Here is a 17,095-nt window from a genome sequence, read left to right on the forward strand (position 1 = left end):
TGATATGGGTACCCAGATGATGTTTTCATGATATAAAAAGCCTAAACCTACTTTAACCGCAGATAGAATACTCATTTTTTCACGGTCAAAATGTGAATACTCTGAGTGCGAAATCAGTTGTAATAACCAGTCTCCATTCAGGGCGTTGAACATGTTGATGATGTCAAGTGTCTGAGCAGTTTGAACCTCGATATTAGGTTTACTATTTAGAAACTCCTCAATTACAAATTGGTACTGTTTTGCTTTACGGGTTACAGTAATTGCATCATAGCCACTGGTATTGCTGTACTGATCGCTGTAATGAATAATTACAATGTCTTTGTTCCCTTTAAAGTAGTTAAGGTCAACCTTTGGGTCAATAAATGTAATCCATTGTGAGTGATTGTAGAGTTGTTCCAGGTCTTTTTTAGACTCTTCACTGATGATCGTACATATTGCCTGCTCTACATTAAAAGGGTTGTCAGATTTAGCAACATCGATAAGCGCGTTGTAATACACTGCCAATTCTTCAAGCAGGTCAAGTTGCTTTAGTGATAGATTCATAGAACCAAACCCAGTGCGGTAACTGCCATTGGTAAAAACAGAAGGAATGTCGTTTACCAATCCATGTAGCGAGAGTCCGGTAGCTACGTCAGTAGCCGTGTTATGGGCTACTCTCATTTCCTTGGGCTTAAACTGATAAAAAGAAAGGTGAGCGTATTCTACGCCCTTATCTAGTTTTTTGGTATAGAAGTGTACATTTTGCCTAAATACATTGAGTATATCTTCTGGATCATAACGCTCTGTTCTTAGGGTAATACCAAACTCATCTTGAATGGCATCCACATCATCATGAAAAGAAAACTCTTCGAATTTGGTAATATAATCGTCGGAGCCGTATATATATACATCAATAGGAAAAACTGTCGATTGTTGAATGACAGATTTGTAATAGTTAAAAATACCTTGAAATGCTTCTTTACAATCACCCAGGTTAATCAAATTTATTTTTAGTGGAGCGTGGGTGCCTTTAATAAAGAGATAGTGAAAGTGAGCAATAAATTCATTTATTTTGTCTTTAATAAGGTTGGCTGCGTAGCGTTTAGAGGCAGAAGAAGTATCTACTTGCGCACTGTGGTAATACAACCACTCCTGAGAATGGGTCTGTTCTATTGGTGCATATAGTTCAATACTTCTACCTTCACCTTGCCCGTAGATGTAAGGTACAATACCCAGTGGGGTTAATTTACCCGCAATTTCTTTGGGTAACTCCAGCGTATCCAACTCTTCATACAAGGCTAGTTGATAAACTAAGTTGATCGGGTTTAACGGAGTATATTTAAATCTTTCCTGGCCATGTAGCTCTTTAATCACTCCAATGTTTTCCAGGTTCTGTTGTTGTTTGGTAAGCGGAGCACCTTTGGTAATACTTTTAAGCTCTTTGAGATAGCAGTGTAGAAAGTCTTTGATAAGTTGGCGTAGCGTATCATTCCAAAAAGTCAAACTAGGCAAAAGCTTGTTATCTTGGTAATATTTAACAATCAAGTGAAAATGCTCAGCCACAGATGGGGCAATATCTAAGTGTTGTTTACTGATATGTTCACTACTTTGCTCTTGCCAATAGCATCCCCCTAAACTTATCAGTTTTGCTTCCAGCTTCAGGCTTTGCCGGAAATCATCTCGAACAGTATATTCATTATTCTTTTGCTTGAGCTTTATAACATCTTTGTTGTTTTTAACCTCATGAGAGTATTTAAAACTATCTTTTTTCACTCGCTTTTGTTGCCATACTTCCAGACCTGTAATACCTCTGAGCTCTTCGTAATCCACCCTGGTGCGAAATGGAATGCTCGTGTTTTTATAGTTTAGAGTAAAGTTTACAAAGCTTTCATCATAATTTGAATCAGGCTTCAACTCTAACCGAGTGTCTTCATACAAATGATAGGTTCCGTCAGCTATCAAACCCTCTGAGTCTATACCTTCCTGATCTTCGTTAAAGGTTAAAACGTCATCAATATTATCTGTCCTGATCTCAATAAACTGTCCATTAGCTTTTATGTTTATTACATAATTCGTTTTGATGCTTTTGAGTAACTGTTCTGGCAGGGGGAGTATAAAAACACGAAATTCAAAATTGGTTTTGTCATTGCTTACTTTGTCAACATGAGTGTAAGTAACCTTACAATAGGCAGTATCCTGGGCATCTTTTGGAGCAAGCTTTAGGTTAATCTTATCTTTTGTATTGGCATACTCTACACTTAGATTACTATCAATAGGACAGCTTATATCACTTTTTTTAGGATTTACATTAAACTGGCAGGTAAGCTCAATGGGGTCTTTAGGAGTGCTTGCATCAGGCAAGTGGTTAAATATAATGATATTGCGCTGACGTTGTTTGGCCTTGGTATTTCCTTCTGGCTTTTCCCAGATTATTAATTGATTCTTGAGTGTGGTTTCAATATACTCTGGCTTATCCCCTTTCTTTTTCTGTTCTTCCCATTCATGTACCTGTTCAAAGTTTGCCGAAAACCAAGGTTGTTCCTGAGAACCATCTTTTTGTTTTTTCTCCCCAGTTTTACTCAAGGCATTTACCCCAGCAGATGCAAAGTGTTTCTCCAGATCGTCCGATGGGTTTCCGTATTTGTGTGTCTGGTCTACTGTATCAAAGAGCCTTCGGTTTGACTGAATCCTTTTGTTGATATTTTTTTCTTCTTTGATAGAATGCAGCTCGTTGTCTTTAAATAAGCCCAGAGATTTATATTGAGTGTCAGAAATTTCCTGAGCTGCAAATATTTCTAAGAATACCCGAAAATCAAACAGGGAATGATTATCTTCAAATAAATCAGACTTTTGTTGCTCTAAGGTGTTCAAGAGTATTTTTCGTTCATGGCCTTTTAGAAACTTTTCTTCTTTGATTTTTTCCTTGATAGTTTCCTTGATTACATCTATGTGTAAAGGCATTCCTTCCTTCAACAGACTTTCGGTTCCTCCGGTAAGGCTGTCTAGTTGGGTATTATGAATAAACAGAATGGCCGTATCAGTGAAGATTCCTTCGTTTTTACTGACTTCATTCCTGAGCTTGGTTAGGAAGTCTTCCGTAGTTTCAGCATTGTTACAAGCTACAATGAGTTTGATGTTATCAATTGGCAGGTAATGAACTTTGTAAGATGCCTCAGTATAATCAAATGCCTCTAAGTCAAAAGCTTCAAATTGTCCCTGTACTTGTTCAGGTTTTTCGAAGTAAATATTATATCTATCGCCTGGTGCTAATCCTTTGGTCTTAAAGTGTTCCAGTACTGCACTTGTAATGTATTGATGAATTAAGTCCTTGTTCATAGCTTCTTATTGTATGGTCTTTACATATTGGGCATCCCCACTGTCACTTTTTTTCTCCAAAAGATTGATTTTTTCAAACAACTTAACAATTTCTTTTTGACTGCTTGGGTCAAAAAAAAGTCCTCGCTTATTATATTCAACCCATAGATTTTTAAGCCTTATTTTTGGATGTTTTCCCAGACAAAGTTTAGTAATAAACAACAAAGTGTGTTGGTCAAGGCTTAAGGACTGCCCCAAACGCCCACGGTTGCGAACAAAGTTCAGCTTACAAAATTCTGTGATCCAAGCTTGATACCTACTATAAGGACTATCCCTTTCACTATGGATAAATTGATAGTCAATGGCTGTCCATAACTTATGGAGGTGATGGTGTACAGGTGCATCAGCCAGGCTATAACGAGGCTGGTATGTTTGTTCAAAATCTGCCCAACTGCTCCCTGGTCTAAAAGGTTTATCCATATGGGCTTCCATTTTTTGTTGATAGAATTGGGTGATTTCTTCAAGCTTCTGGGTAAGTTCTGTTTGTTCAGCGGAATCAAGTGCTTCTATTTTAACTTTTATCTGCTGAAAGTTGCCTTTAAAAAATGATTCCCCTTTGTATTCAATATAACTAATAAGCTCAAAGAAATTTACAAAGGAAAAGATATTACGAGCCTTGCTTTCAAATAAACTCCAGCCATTTTGATGGCTTATTCTAGACTTAGATAAGGTTTCCCATTCCAAAGTAAAAAATATACTTTGATTAAAGTCATCAAAAAAATGATTTAGGCTGAGCGTGAGCTGCTTTAAATAGTTAAAGTAGTAATACTTAATGAGCAAAGCAGGAATAAGCAATGAAAAAACTTTTATCTTCCAACATAAAGGCTAAATCCTGGCGGAACATCTCTGTAATTTCAGGTACAAAATTCTGATAAATATCAAAGCCTTTATGGTTATTTTTATTGGATTTTACTTCGGGTAAACTGCTCAGTATAAGTTGGTAATAAATATTGCTTACCGATTTTTGACTCGTTTTTTTTGAGGCTTTACTTTTTAATTTTTCATCAAAAAATATAGTGTAAAAAAACAAGCTTATATTTTCAAGAATCCCAGTTGGTTTTTGAAAGTTGATGTATGAAAAAATACGTTCATCGAATATAAACAGGTTACCCTGAGTATCAAAAGCCACTTTATTAAGTATAGTTTCTATTTGTGGCTTATCTTCAGCCTTTACTTGTGATTTAGTTAAAACCTTGTCGATGATTTCTTCTTTATATAGTAGCTTTTTATCAGGCTTTTCTTGATTATGGATCATCCGATAACACTCACTAGCAATGCCCTGAAAAGCCGTAAGGTCTTTTTTAACACTGTTTTTTTCTCCTCTAATTTTACTATCCTTGGTTACAAAAGGAAGTAGCTTGAAATTTTTGTTAGTAGTGTGCCTAAACTCTTTCTTTCCTTTTCTGTCTTTCAGATAGTTATTCTCTAATTCTTTAGTTTTTATTTCAAAGTCCATAGCTATATTTTTTCAAATTGGTACTTACCAAAATCGTCTTTGCTTAAACGATAACCATTTTTTGATTTACCATTATTTTCATGGAATATGAGTGGAGTGTTTTGACTGTTTAGGCCAATGATTTTATCTACGATATGTACAAAGTTGATATGATTACTCTTATCAAGCTTGTTAGGGCGGTATCCTTTGATACTTTTTGCAAAGTTGGTACAATTCATAATCTATTGATATCTCTATCTTTCTTCTGGGTACCCTCTACGCCATAGTATAGGTATTTTGTCTTAAATTTTTGAGGTTTTTGAGGACTGAATATCACGAGGGTGACCTTGGTTAGCTAAGACGCTGACTTTCTATATGTATCTTGTTTATGACCAATAAATACATTGACCATGTCTGCTTGAAAAGCATTGCCGTTCCACCTATAAATAGCTTCTTTTATGTCTTTATATAGTTGTTGGTAGGGAGCACTTTCTGGGGTAGCCTCACTATTAAAGTAATAAAGGCTTTGTAAGTATTTTTGATATATTTGATTTCCCAATACCTCATTTTGCTGATTGGTCTTGAAGTAATGCCAACGAGTAAAAAGATTAATAAGTAGCGTGTAATTACTTTTTTTGTGCGTTTTATCTTGAAACCCCTCAGTTAAAAATCTATGAAAAAAAGAGTTTTCCTTAGGCAAGCCTGCCTCTCTTTCAAATGTATCTTTTACTTTGTCTGTTGTAATTAGTTGAATAATGGTTTGATCCAAGTCTTCTTTACGTTCATTTACTGGGTCAAGCAAGTGTAAATGTTTGTAAATGGCTGATAAGTCTGGATGTTCAAACAAGTAGTTGGGATGTATATTATTGATAAACGTTTTTACCTGATAACGTTTTACTTTGGTGTATACCTCGGCTGTGCTCAGTGGGGCAAGCTCTAACGGAACAACTAAGTCGTGTAAAAAATTAAGTAGTGCCCTTACCGATATCAAGTGTTTGTATTGCACAATACATTTGATAAGCAAGTGAGTGAGTTTTTCTTGTACCTGCTTTTCCATCACAAACTCATAATTGAACTTGATAGGACATTTTTCAGCTAGTTCACAGCTCACACAGTGGTTTTGATAACTTGCCCAAACAGGGTTGGTGGGGGTGTTCTGAGTAAGTCGTTTGAACAGAGATAAAATAACCTCAGAGTTGGCTCCTTGCTCGGTCAGTTCATATAGGTGGTAGTCTGCAAAGTTTACATGAGAAAACACATCCGAAACTTTCTTAGTGTCTTTCTCGGTATCAGTATCCAGTATATTATTTTGTTTTACGTATGCTTGTAGTTGTCCAAAGTTGGTTCCTCTTTCGGCAAGAAAGTTTGTCAAAGTTCCAAGGTTAACCGCCAAGATGATTTTATCCATGACTTGGTCTTGTAAGTTTTCATCTTTGAAGTTATGCAGTGATTTTTCTAGAGTATCCAGATAGGTTTCCTTAGGGTTATCGCTTTCTGTAGCATCATTATGTACAGTAAAGTTTTTCATTGCATCTGGACACTGTTGATGCAATAGTGATAGCAAGTGAGATTTGCCATCTCCTACATTGCCACAAACTAGTACAAGTTGTTTACCCTTGTTGGCAGTTTTAATAATTGTTTCAAGTTCTTCTTGAATGGGGCGTTTGACGTGAAAATATTCTTTAAAGCCATTTTCTGGTAATACCTGAGAACCATCTACAACAGCTTCGCGTGAAGCTTCTTGTAGATTTCCCAAGATAGGCTTTAGGCACTGATGTTCTTTAGGGTTGTGCATTGTCTAAAAACAAAGGATAAAACAGTATAGTATACCGACGAGTTATGAATGGATTGTTCAATTTTAGCGTAAAAATCTGAGGTTTCAAATTTTTTGTATAGAAAAGGTAGGTATTAAACTTGCAAATAGAAGGAAACAAAACAGTAAAAAAGGCTTTTAGTAAGTTTTTAGATATTAAGAACGACCTTCAATGTCTCATTGGGTTTGTAAATAACTTGTGTGGAATGATAAAGAGTAATCGGTATTAATGAGGAGTCATAAACCAAACCCCGCCCCAACACCTTCAAAATTAACCTGTAATAAACCCTTGCTCCACCCGTTTTTCTTTGGCGCGTGTTGCGCCTGTGTGGGCGAAACAGGGGTAAGTCCTAGGTTAGGCAGCTACTAAATAAAAATGTTTTAACTAAAAAAGAAAAACCTGTCTCTAACTATCTATAGATCACATTAGTTGACTTATATAAGTGACTCATTATGATGCCAAATTGTCAAGCTAAGCATGCTAATTTGGCAAGGTTCGAGGACAGTTTGACGAGGTTCAAGGACAGTTTGGCAAGCTTGCAACACCAGCAAGCAAGAAAAGAAGTACAGCGCTCAGCTTATTTTATCCTTTCAACTTCCAATACTACTTCCGAGCAAATTGTGGCTTAAAGAGAACAATTTGCTCAGGTGTAATGGTACAACTCAAGAGAGTTCACAAAAACCACCCATTTATAAAGAACCGTGTTTATTGTAAGCTTTGCAAAAAACAACCTGCCAATAGAACACCTTCTTACCCAAAAAACTTAGCAACTTTTCTAAAAAAATCTACTTTGAAGAACAGGCGTGCCAACAACGGTTTTGACAATCATGCCAGCATTTATTTTGATCCTCCCGAACCATTTCCTCATCAAATAACTCAAGATACAAATCTTTAGTTTTTTCAAAAGCATCCGCTAAATTCCGGGCATCTTGTGAGCCTCTCATACCAAAGTAGGGGTAATGGTGCATGTACCCTCCAAAAACCTTCTCACAATCCTGATGATAAGCCAGGGTATCCAGTATATGATAATGCCACATTTGATCCATAACTTTATTAGGTACAATGCCTTTACCATATTTTAGGCAAAGATTTAAAAACCTTTTGTATTCTATCTCAGCCTCTTCACATTGATCAAAAGTCCAACCTAAACCTTCATCGGAATCCTGAAGTTTCATTTTAACCATCTCTAAGTCAACCGAGGCAATATTAGCAGTGATTCGTTTTATTTTAGTTAGAAAAGTAATTCTATCTTGACTAATGGTATCAGGATAAATTAGATTGGGGGAGTGAGTTATTTTTTCTATCATTGGTTCAAGGGATTATTACAGGTTATCATTAATAATTATTCTGCGTTTAGGCTTAGCCAGTACCTTTTCAAGAAACGATTACCTTCAATCGCTGTTCTTCCGTGAAACATACGATGATTATCTATCACTAGTGTATCGTGCTGTTTAAGGTGGATTTTTATGGCGGGGGTAGCTTTGATAAGGTTACACCAGTGTTTAAATACAGGCATCTCACGGTACTTTTTCCTGGCAAGCCAAAATGAATAATAAAATTTACGTTGACCACCAGTTTCACGTACAATGGGGTTGGAGTTACGATTTTCAGGAAATACTTTATGCTCATAGACATGAATTTTAGAAAGTAGGTTCTTTTCTTCTTCATTAAGTTGAGCATATACTAACTCAGCATCACAGAGAAGAGACATGCCTCCCTTTGGTGCTGGTTGCTGGCAATACCATACAATGTAACGAGCTAAATGATTGTCAGTGTGGAAGTCAAGTGCCTGGTCTGAGGTCACTAGATTTGGGCTTTTAGCATCTGCTATCACATCGGTTTCTTGAATTACCTGACCTAGTACGTTTAGTATCTCATCCAATTGAGCATCTGTTTGATTAGGCAGATAACAGTATCCCTGATTGCTTAGTTGATCCTGCCAGGAGAGTGTTGAGTAGAGAGTAGCATCTTTCATTTCTGCCATATTAAATCACCATTTTTATCAGTAAAGGTATAAGCAATAGCATTAGATACTTCTACATCTCCTTTGCCATCTTGATTCCAGGCACGATAAGCAGCACTTACAGAAGCTCCTAAACCCTGATTACTCATTTCACTATATTCATAACCTTTATCCTGAAGAATTTTCTTGAGAGCACCATAAGTAATTTGGATTTTTTGACTGTAAAGGGCAAAAGCCAATTTTCCAATTAGGCTTAATTTTTCGTCTTGAACGATATCTTCTTTCATTAGTTGGAGGACTAAATAAACTTACAATATTATGTATGTAAAATGGGGCTTTTTTCGTGAAAAGTCAAATTTCAGAAGGCATACGTACTCGGTAATTAAAAAGTGTTACCTCTTGGTTACCGATCACAGGGTAGTTTAAATAGTTTTTCCACCTCAAAATGGCTCTTCTTATGCTTTCTTTTCCAAATTATTCCCAAAAAAATTAGTGTACTTTTGCAAATGTCCAGTCAAAAACTAATCTATTTGTATGTTACCTTAAGAGAAGTATTAATGAAATCAAGCTCAGAAAAAAGCGGGGTAGAGTAGGTGTTAAGACACTTTCTTAGAATATAATTCTTACTTTAATATTTTTATGTTGATAAATCCCTGATTAAATTTTAAAAATTCTGAAGTGTATGTGTAGAAATTCGAAGGCATGATTGTTTTCAAAGTTAATCTAAAACAAAAAATCCCGTTTTCAAGCATTCTTGAAAAACGGGATTTGTATTTTATTATCGGCTACGGTTATTTAGTATCTGCCCGGAAACGTTGTAAAAATAAAAAAAGTACAATTTACTGAGGCTTGCGTTTTTTTCCAACCCTATGTAGGTTATAAGCTAAAACACTTAAACCTACATACCTTTTGAATCCCTCAATGCCTTTATCTCTACATTTTCCTGCCCCCAAGCACTCCAACTGGTTAATATTGGCTTCTACTGTAGCATGCTGCCGCTTGTATTTACTATATTCTTTTTGCTTTAGTTTTTCGCGCTCTTTTTTAGAAACCTTCCCCTTTTTGGGCATCACCAGGTAATCCACGACTTTACTAAGCTCTTCCCTATTCTCTTTAGAACCAAAGTTGCGGTCGAAGCTCCAGGAAGCAATCCGATATTTTGCATAATTTTCCTGAATGAACTCTTTGATAATGAGTGGCATGTCAACATCAACCTGTTTTTCCATCACCTGCCAGTGCAAACAAAAATGCTCTTGGTTAGTGGTGATGCACACTGCATGACCAAGCTCCACCTTTTTATTGCTTTTTCCTTTACTAATCCACTCAGTATGAGGCTCATGTAGTGAGAATATCTTTTCCTCATGTGGAATCTTTTCTTCCAGCAGAATACGACGGGTTACCAAGTCCACGTGCTTGTCAAAATAAGCCATAAATAAAATTAAATCTTCATATAAGGGCGTCAGATGCTCTTTACCCATGGCTGCTTCCTCAATTAAACCCTTGATTTCCAACAAACTAACTCCCAGTTTCTTTCTTATCTTATCACAGAAGCCTAAATGTACCTTTACAGACTTTTTAAGGCGTTTTTGGTAGTTTTTTCCTTTGTTGCGATATATCCTTGATACCCTTAAGCTACTCATAGACAATGATTTACACCAGTAGCAATGTTTCCCCCAACCAGACAGTGGATTTTTATGATCTATTTTGCTTATTAATGCTAAACATTTATCCAGACTCTGAAACAAAAGCTTTAAATCTGTCGGAAAACACACCTTATTTTCTACTACAAAGGAGTCTGTTTTCAGGTTTAGTACCTTTGAGCCGTTTTTTTTAACCAATGACTTTCGGCTCCCATCAACACCCCGTTAACTTTCTGGAGTAAATCTATTGTCAATAAATGGACATTACCGAGTAAAGTCTGCTCACTAAACTCATCCTCCAGCCCACCTAACCCTAAAATTCCCCGCAAAGCACGGTGATTATTAGCCAAGTCCAGCAAACTGGCATAACTCAATCCCTTGCCAACTCGGACAACACCTAAAACTAATATTTGCCAAAGGCTCAGACCAGGGCGACCAGTAGCCATTTTATCAGATAATATTTCCTTTTCTATTAAATCAAGTACTTTTCCCAGAATCTCCTTGTTAGAATACAACTCCTGAAGACCAAATAATAAACGGGGAAGAGCATCACGACTACTCCGAGCATTTTTACTGATTTTGATGGTTTCAATGGGCAATGCTCCACTTGAGGCTATGTCTGGTAAACGTTTTCTCAATTTTGTACTATTTTTAAGGTGTAACCATGAGCGTAAAATGCTCATAATTCAACCCTTTTTCAAAATATTGAGGCATTTTTAGAAGATAAAATGACGAGTTTTACAGCCTAAGCCCTCAGAAATGCCTTTTTTAGGGTTTTCGGGCAGATACTATTTAATCATCACTTTTTTAGTGATTTTGTGTTGGTTATACTCAATAGTCAAGAAGTAATTCCCTGCGATCACATTGGGCTCAAAACTTATGGTGTGCTGCCCCTTGGCAAAATTAGTTTCGCGTGAGTCCACGATTTTACCTTGTTGGTCTTTCAAGATAAAGTTTACTTTACTCTCATCAATGGTTACACCAAACTGTACATTGAAGTTTTTGGCAGGGTTAGGAAATATAGTTACTATTGGCTCTATCAGCTTTACCTCACCTGCGCTTAAAATTAGCCCTGAGGTGCCTTTGAATGCTTGACTATAAGCTGTGGCTTTAGTTTGGCTACTTGTAAGTTTGATGGCAGCGGTTTGTCCTGCATTGCCTATTGCTTTGAATGTAAGGTAATACAACACTTGCCCGTTTTCAAAACTATTAGACTCACCTTGTGGATGGTCATACAGGAAAGAGATCACCCCTTGCCTTACATTAGCAGCATTGAAGTGCTGGCTCGCGTTGATGGACAAAGCTGCGGCTTCTACGCTTTGGTATTGCAACACTTTTGGGTCAAACTCTAATGAACCTTGGAAACCTGCTATTTGGTTATAATTAGCCCCTACCACCACAGGAACCCGAATCACATCGCCATTTATTACCTCTACAGCTGGTGTATTTAATTCCACTGCTTGGGTGGAGGTTCTTAAGGTCGGTGTAGCATTGTAATTTACATCACCCAGCTTTACTCCAATAAAATCTTGTGTTGCTTGAGTACTGGTAGCAGTAAAAGCATACGAATCTACAAAAGAAGGATTCCAAGGGTTGGTAGGGTCAGTAAAAGTAAAGCTCTCAGGTATAAAGCACCAAGTAACCAACAAAGGTACTGGCATCCCTAAAATAGCTCTTCTCATTAATAAAATGTCTGCTACATTAATGCTTTTAGATAAGTCTATATCTGCTGCAATGAGCTTGTAAGGTGAGTTAAGCAACTCTTTTTGCAAAATGTGGCGACGTACTGCTATAACATCCCCTACATCTACCCCGTTGTCTATTTTATTGGCAGGTTTGTTAGGCACAAGCTGATAATTATTACCAGGTACCAAACCGTTGATAATATAAGTCCCACCATCAGCAGCGTTGTGTGTATCAAAAATTCCGTCAGTCCTGCTCAAGGTCATAGAAGCCCCCTTAATGGGTTGTCCGGCAGGTGTTTTAAAAAGTCCTGTAATGCTCGATGAAGCCACTATTTGTACACTACCTGTTTTATGCCCTACTTTCAATGTCTTCACCTCTTGATCAACCACAATAGAGCTATCAAAAGTGAGGAAGAACTTGTCGCCTGTAGTAGCATTTGCTGGAATGTTGAGCTCTAGTTCAAACAAAACTTCATTGTTTTGAAAAGTTTGCTCTTGCATAGTAGCATTTGCCCAAAGCACTCTTACTTTACCAGCCGATACTTCGTTGTAGTTGTCTGTTCCAAAATCAGTCAACTTACTGTTGATGTTGGTCAAACCTACAAAACTTGCCTTGTCCGAAGGAATGTTGATATCAAATTGAATACCCGCCAAAGCACTTAGATCTTTGGCTCTTACAGGTACTTTTACCGTATTGCCTGCCATTGCTTCTATATGATCGGCTACAATCAAGCCATCGGTATAAAAGGAAGTAAGCTTTCGAATCCAGTGTCGTTCTGCTATATATACTTCTTTGCTGTTTTTAACTAACACTGCCATTCCCATTGAAAAATCAGTCTTAGTAGCATTCCCATTAATTGGTTCTGATAAAGTAAACAGCTGTCCTGCTATGGGGTACATCATACCAGTCACTGCATCTACTTTTCTTGCATAATAATAATCTACTATGTATATATTGCCCTCAGCATCAACATCTACTCCATGTGGAAGTTTCAATTTGACCTGAGTTGCAGGTCCAATAGGGTTGTTGCTTGTCTGTTGCGCGCTACCAGCTACTGTGGTAATGATATTAGTTTGTGCATCTATTTTTCGTATCCTATGCTTCAAAACTTCAACCACATAAATATTACCTATAGCATCCAGCGCTAAATCATGTATAGGTGCAAGATTAGCCTCTAAAGCTGGTACTCCATCAGTAGTTAACGTACCTGAACCTGCTACAGTAGTAATAATACCTGTTGTTGCATCCACCTTCCGAATCCGGATATGATCTGCAATATAGAGGTTATTTTCAGCATCTAAAGCAATGGCCTTAGGGGTGTTTAACTGGGCTTGAGTAGCAAGTCCACCATCACCAGCAAAACCTGCGACTCCAGTACCTGCCACAGGTGTGATAACACCCGTAGTACGATTCATGCGTAACACTTGATTGCCCCTGCTGTTGGCCATGTATAAATTACCTGCATCATCTAATGCTAAATCAAGCACTTCAAACGGTGTGGGTGTATCAGGGGAACCTGACCCATCTCCTGCTACTGTAGTAATGATATTGGTTGCAGCATCTATGCGACGTACACGTAATCGTTCTGTTACATAAATATTGCCTTGAGCATCTGATGCCATTTTATGCGTCGATGTAAATTTGGCATTCAATGCTGGTCCACCATCTCCTTCATATCCACCACCTAACGACCTTGCACTTGCAAAGTCAGCAATATTGTAAGCGTTTTGTGCAGAAGTTGGTTGAGAAAATAACCATGGTATGAGTAATAGGAGTAAACCTAAATTAAAAATTTGTTTCATAAAAACCTGATTTAAAATAGAACAGACATCCTTTATTGCAAAGAAGTTTTATTCACTTGATTTTAATTATTTGGCAATGTCTGATTCACTTGATAAATTAATCGTCACAAAAGGAACTTTATTAGCTACTTGCCTATAAATGTGAGTTTCAGAGTTAGCCCTCTGATTTATATCACTTTATTAAAAACAGAGTAATTAACAAAAATAGCATTTTTATAATTGTGCTTTATAGAGAAGTTATTGTGTTATGCTTGTTCTGAATGCTACAAAATTAACGAAAATATGTGCAATAGCAGGAGATTTTATGAAGGAATTTGAAGCCTACAGTCAAACTAAACTGTTGTTCACTGTCTTTAACGTAGCAAAATGAGTAAAAATGGAGTGATGCATATTGTCATTTTTTTACCTATCTGGAATTTGTTACTTCTCTTGATAATACAATTATGTTATCGAGGGGTATTTAAAAAGTTGTTTTCCACCAATGAAAAACGTTTTAAATAAAAAAGAAAAATCCTCTAATGATCTATAGATTACATTAGTTGACTTATATAAGTGACTCATTATGATGCCAAATTGTCAAGCTAAGCATGCTAATTTGGCAAGGTTCAGGGACAATTTGGCGAGGTTCGAGGACAATCTGGCAAGCTTGCAACACCAGTAAGAAGACAACAAACAGGCGAACTTTATAAATTAATAGTTGTCCATTATATCAAAATCAATTGACCAGATTGGAAAAGAAAAGCACAGACCTGTTCAGTAGGTACAACCACTACATCGCCCAATATTATGACACATTTAACAGATTGATTTTGTAACTTGCAATCATCTCAGCTTTTACTAAAAACTGAGGTTGTTTCTTCACAAAAACAAGCATCTTTTGTCTCAAAAAAACAAATATCTAAGTAACCAACGCACCAACAAGATCAAGGCAATTGTTGACAGTATTTATCAAGAAAAACCAAATGAGGATGAAACCATTGTGATGCTAAACAGTATCATCAAAGTAGTCAATCACAAACCTTTATTATTGCTTTGTCTTGAGCCACCCCTCGACCAACAAGTATGCGATTTAATGTTACCCTACCACTGGCTTTACTTTCTTCCCTACGAGTTTTGCCATTATCCTTTGGCTTTTCGTCCCATTACACAGTGTACTACCCGTGAGTTGGTGAACGCATTCAATAATGCCGTAAAGGGCAAACACCACAGCAACATATTGGCACAAACTCCCGACCAGGACAAAGCTAAAGTAACACAAAAACTGGAATTGGTTACGCAAACAATTATCTCTCGTTACCCCATCATTTTAGAAGAAATCTACATAAGAGGTTTTCGCATTTGTTGGCGAACCAATGGTTCTCTCTATACTATACCCAAACCTGGTTGGCCTTAAAACTGCCCTTGGCTCTGCCCAAACTTAAGTCAAGTTGTAAAAGTAGGTATGAATAAATGATGATAAAAAACATTTTTAATACACAAAAAACATAAATTTGTGTATTTTTGTGCTGTAAAAATATAGAGGTAATTAATTTTCAAATAAACTGTGTATGATTGTTGAGAATAAAGAGGAAATCACGAAACGTTTTCTTGAGGCTGAGAGCTATGTTACTGAGAAGTACCAACTTAAATTGTAGAAATTAAAAAGGGTATAAAAAATTGAATTCCAATTAATTATACCCATAATTCATTGCAAAAGGTTATTATTATATCTCCTAAAACATCATAATAGCTTTTACAATGAATATACATTTTAAAAAAACTTTCGTAAAGAACTATCCTCTTTAGTAAAAAAATATTTTCGTGGTCATTTTTGTGAGGAGGTCAACATATTTACTACCATTTCGGAAACATTTGATAAATCGTGTTTGAGTTTAGAGGAATGCACTAAACTAGAAAAGCTTCTGCAGGTTTTTTATTTGGGTCAATTGGTAGGTTTACCTACTTTGAACAGTATCTTAGTGAAGCATGGGGTTGTGAGCAATTCTGCTCAAATCAGCTATCAAAAGTTGGCTTCTAATTTATCTATTAGCACCATTCGGAAGCTATTTGAAGAGGTTTTTTCGGCTCAGTTGGGTCAGGTACTCCAAGAAATGAGTGAAAAAGATTCAAGTTGTTGGTCAAAAACAACGGTCACTGTTGTGTTGGATGATAGCGTGTTTCGGTGTTGGCTATCTTCTCAGAATCATTTGAAAGATTTTGAGGAGTGCTACGGGAAATTTTTAGTGGTCAGTTTGGTACAAGTGTGTATGGTTTCGGGTGTTGACCCTTGGGGTGAGCATTGATGGGGTATTTACCCACTTTTCTTTGATTTATCAAGAAGAAAACCTCCAACGCTTATCAGAAACCAGCAAAAGTAGCTCAAAAGCTTGTGAGGCGCTGGGGAGAATATCGCAAAAAGCTGACTAGAACTGGGTATGATTTTCCTACACTTCACCTGAGTTGTGACAATGGATATAGTAATGAGGCTTTGGCAGAAAGTTGTGCCCAAAATGGACTTTGTTACATCAGTGTAACCAAAAAATCTCATTATGTGGTAATAGAGGGTCAAAAGGTAAAGCTCTCTGATTGGATTGAGAAAGAATTTATCCCAGCAGAGCAAGCTCATCAAGCGAGTCAAAAAATGCTTCCTGAGGAAGATAAAACCACTTTTAAAAGGAGAATAAGTGCCTATTATTGTAGCAAGAAACAAGCTGTAACTTTGCTGTTTTTTCGGCTCAATGGATCAAAGAAAGTAAGTGTTATTTATAGCACAAGTAAACATATTTTCGCCAAAACCTTGCGAAGACACTGGTTTCAGAGAACTTATATTGAACAGTTTTTCAAATTACTCAAACATGTGCTCCAAATTGGGGAAGCCAGAACAAAAGACAAAAAAGGTTTTGAATTCAAGTTATACCGATTTTCTTATGTAGCCTTGCACGCACAAAAACTGGTGAAATGGATCAGAAAACAAATGAAGGGTTTTAACAAAAAAGGGTTCATTACCATACAGCGAACCCTTAATTCAGACCCGGATATTTTAGACCTTTTGCAAGAAAAATTAATAGCAAACATTTGTAAATCAAATAGTTATAAACAATGAAATAATTACAACTTAAAAGACAAAGCGCCTTTGCCGATACCATTGGGGTGTCAAATCAGCATGTATCTAATATTAAATCGGGCAGGTCAAATGTAAATGCGTGGATGATTGCTTCGCTGGTAAAAAAATACCGCGAAATAGACCCTGATTATGTGCTCAACGGCAATGGAACCTTACTTCGCCCCACCAAACAAGAACAAAAAACCTTAAAGGTGATGGAAAAATACAATGAATCGTTGCAAGCTGAGGTTGCGTTTCTCAGAAAGGAAGTGGAGTACTTACGTAGCCTTATCCCTACCTCCTAACTCGTAATCTATTG

15 protein-coding genes are annotated in these 17,095 nt (G+C 36.8%); 4 read left to right on the forward strand and 11 right to left on the reverse strand.

Going from position 1 to position 17,095, the window contains the following annotated elements; genetic code table 11:
* From M23134_RS28670 to M23134_RS39070, 11 genes are all read right to left on the reverse strand, one after another.
* A partial coding sequence (locus tag M23134_RS28670) for a hypothetical protein (protein ID WP_002702340.1) occupies positions 1 to 3,315 on the reverse strand: 3,315 nt, incomplete at its 3' end.
* 6 nt (positions 3,316 to 3,321) lie between these two features.
* The gene (gene dptG / locus M23134_RS28675) at positions 3,322 to 4,149 is read right to left on the reverse strand and encodes a DNA phosphorothioation-dependent restriction protein DptG (RefSeq protein WP_045114545.1); all 828 of its coding nucleotides are present in this window, start codon (positions 4,147 to 4,149) and stop codon (positions 3,322 to 3,324) included.
* Positions 4,124 to 4,810: a hypothetical protein gene (locus M23134_RS28680; RefSeq protein WP_002702343.1), complete on the reverse strand. Its 687-nt coding sequence runs from the start codon at positions 4,808 to 4,810 to the stop codon at positions 4,124 to 4,126. Before M23134_RS28680 ends, dptG begins: the two co-directional genes overlap by 26 nt.
* Before the next feature lie 2 nt (positions 4,811 to 4,812).
* A complete protein-coding gene (locus tag M23134_RS28685; protein WP_002702345.1) occupies positions 4,813 to 5,028 on the reverse strand; it encodes a hypothetical protein in 216 nt (71 codons plus the stop codon).
* 116 nt (positions 5,029 to 5,144) lie between these two features.
* Positions 5,145 to 6,584, reverse strand: coding sequence for a DNA phosphorothioation-dependent restriction protein DptF (dptF, locus tag M23134_RS28690; RefSeq protein ID WP_002702347.1), 1,440 nt, complete (start codon positions 6,582 to 6,584; stop codon positions 5,145 to 5,147).
* Between the two features lie 804 nt (positions 6,585 to 7,388).
* Positions 7,389 to 7,910, reverse strand: coding sequence for a glycine-rich domain-containing protein (locus M23134_RS28695; protein ID WP_002702353.1), 522 nt, complete (start codon positions 7,908 to 7,910; stop codon positions 7,389 to 7,391).
* A gap of 35 nt (positions 7,911 to 7,945) precedes the next feature.
* Positions 7,946 to 8,587, reverse strand: coding sequence for a TauD/TfdA family dioxygenase (locus M23134_RS28700; RefSeq protein WP_045114546.1), 642 nt, complete (start codon positions 8,585 to 8,587; stop codon positions 7,946 to 7,948).
* On the reverse strand, positions 8,575 to 8,853 hold the full coding sequence (locus M23134_RS28705; RefSeq protein WP_002702356.1) for a hypothetical protein: 279 nt from the start codon (positions 8,851 to 8,853) through the stop codon (positions 8,575 to 8,577). The genes M23134_RS28700 and M23134_RS28705 overlap by 13 nt, the downstream gene beginning before the upstream one ends.
* Positions 8,854 to 9,405: 552 nt before the next feature.
* Positions 9,406 to 10,404 carry a transposase gene (locus M23134_RS28710; RefSeq protein ID WP_157558697.1) on the reverse strand — a complete coding sequence of 333 codons (999 nt, stop codon included), beginning with the start codon at positions 10,402 to 10,404 and terminating at the stop codon, positions 9,406 to 9,408.
* A complete protein-coding gene (locus M23134_RS28715; RefSeq protein WP_075164085.1) occupies positions 10,374 to 10,844 on the reverse strand; it encodes a hypothetical protein in 471 nt (156 codons plus the stop codon). Before M23134_RS28715 ends, M23134_RS28710 begins: the two co-directional genes overlap by 31 nt.
* A gap of 150 nt (positions 10,845 to 10,994) precedes the next feature.
* On the reverse strand, positions 10,995 to 13,694 hold the full coding sequence (locus tag M23134_RS39070; RefSeq protein ID WP_002702362.1) for an NHL domain-containing protein: 2,700 nt from the start codon (positions 13,692 to 13,694) through the stop codon (positions 10,995 to 10,997).
* 877 nt (positions 13,695 to 14,571) lie between these two features.
* Between M23134_RS39070 and M23134_RS28725 the strand changes: the two genes are divergently transcribed.
* The 4 genes from M23134_RS28725 (at position 14,572) to M23134_RS28740 (ending at position 17,081) form a co-directional block, all read left to right on the forward strand.
* Positions 14,572 to 15,087, forward strand: a complete 516-nt coding sequence (locus tag M23134_RS28725) for a hypothetical protein (protein ID WP_157558698.1) — start codon at positions 14,572 to 14,574, stop codon at positions 15,085 to 15,087.
* Between the two features lie 550 nt (positions 15,088 to 15,637).
* Positions 15,638 to 15,976, forward strand: a complete 339-nt coding sequence (locus M23134_RS42270) for a hypothetical protein (RefSeq protein ID WP_232296843.1) — start codon at positions 15,638 to 15,640, stop codon at positions 15,974 to 15,976.
* Positions 15,977 to 16,062: 86 nt separating this feature from the next.
* Positions 16,063 to 16,776, forward strand: a complete 714-nt coding sequence (locus M23134_RS42275; protein ID WP_045114548.1) for a transposase — start codon at positions 16,063 to 16,065, stop codon at positions 16,774 to 16,776.
* A 47-nt stretch (positions 16,777 to 16,823) separates the two neighbouring features.
* Positions 16,824 to 17,081 (forward strand): hypothetical protein, encoded by a 258-nt coding sequence (locus M23134_RS28740; protein ID WP_157558699.1) that lies wholly within the window; start codon positions 16,824 to 16,826, stop codon positions 17,079 to 17,081.
* The last annotated feature ends 14 nt before the right edge of the window (positions 17,082 to 17,095 follow it).

The sequence above is a fragment of the Microscilla marina ATCC 23134 genome (genome assembly GCF_000169175.1).
Taxonomy (GTDB): domain Bacteria; phylum Bacteroidota; class Bacteroidia; order Cytophagales; family Microscillaceae; genus Microscilla; species Microscilla marina.

Excerpts from the sequence above, each read along its gene's own strand:
- M23134_RS28680 (WP_002702343.1), bottom strand. The coding sequence starts at position 4,810 with ATGGACTTTGAAATAAAAACTAAAGAATTAGAGAATAACTATCTGAAA.
- M23134_RS28685 (WP_002702345.1), bottom strand. The coding sequence starts at position 5,028 with ATGAATTGTACCAACTTTGCAAAAAGTATCAAAGGATACCGCCCTAAC.
- dptF (WP_002702347.1), bottom strand. The coding sequence starts at position 6,584 with ATGCACAACCCTAAAGAACATCAGTGCCTAAAGCCTATCTTGGGAAAT.
- M23134_RS28695 (WP_002702353.1), bottom strand. The coding sequence starts at position 7,910 with ATGATAGAAAAAATAACTCACTCCCCCAATCTAATTTATCCTGATACC.
- M23134_RS28700 (WP_045114546.1), bottom strand. The coding sequence starts at position 8,587 with ATGGCAGAAATGAAAGATGCTACTCTCTACTCAACACTCTCCTGGCAG.
- M23134_RS28705 (WP_002702356.1), bottom strand. The coding sequence starts at position 8,853 with ATGAAAGAAGATATCGTTCAAGACGAAAAATTAAGCCTAATTGGAAAA.
- M23134_RS39070 (WP_002702362.1), bottom strand. The coding sequence starts at position 13,694 with ATGAAACAAATTTTTAATTTAGGTTTACTCCTATTACTCATACCATGG.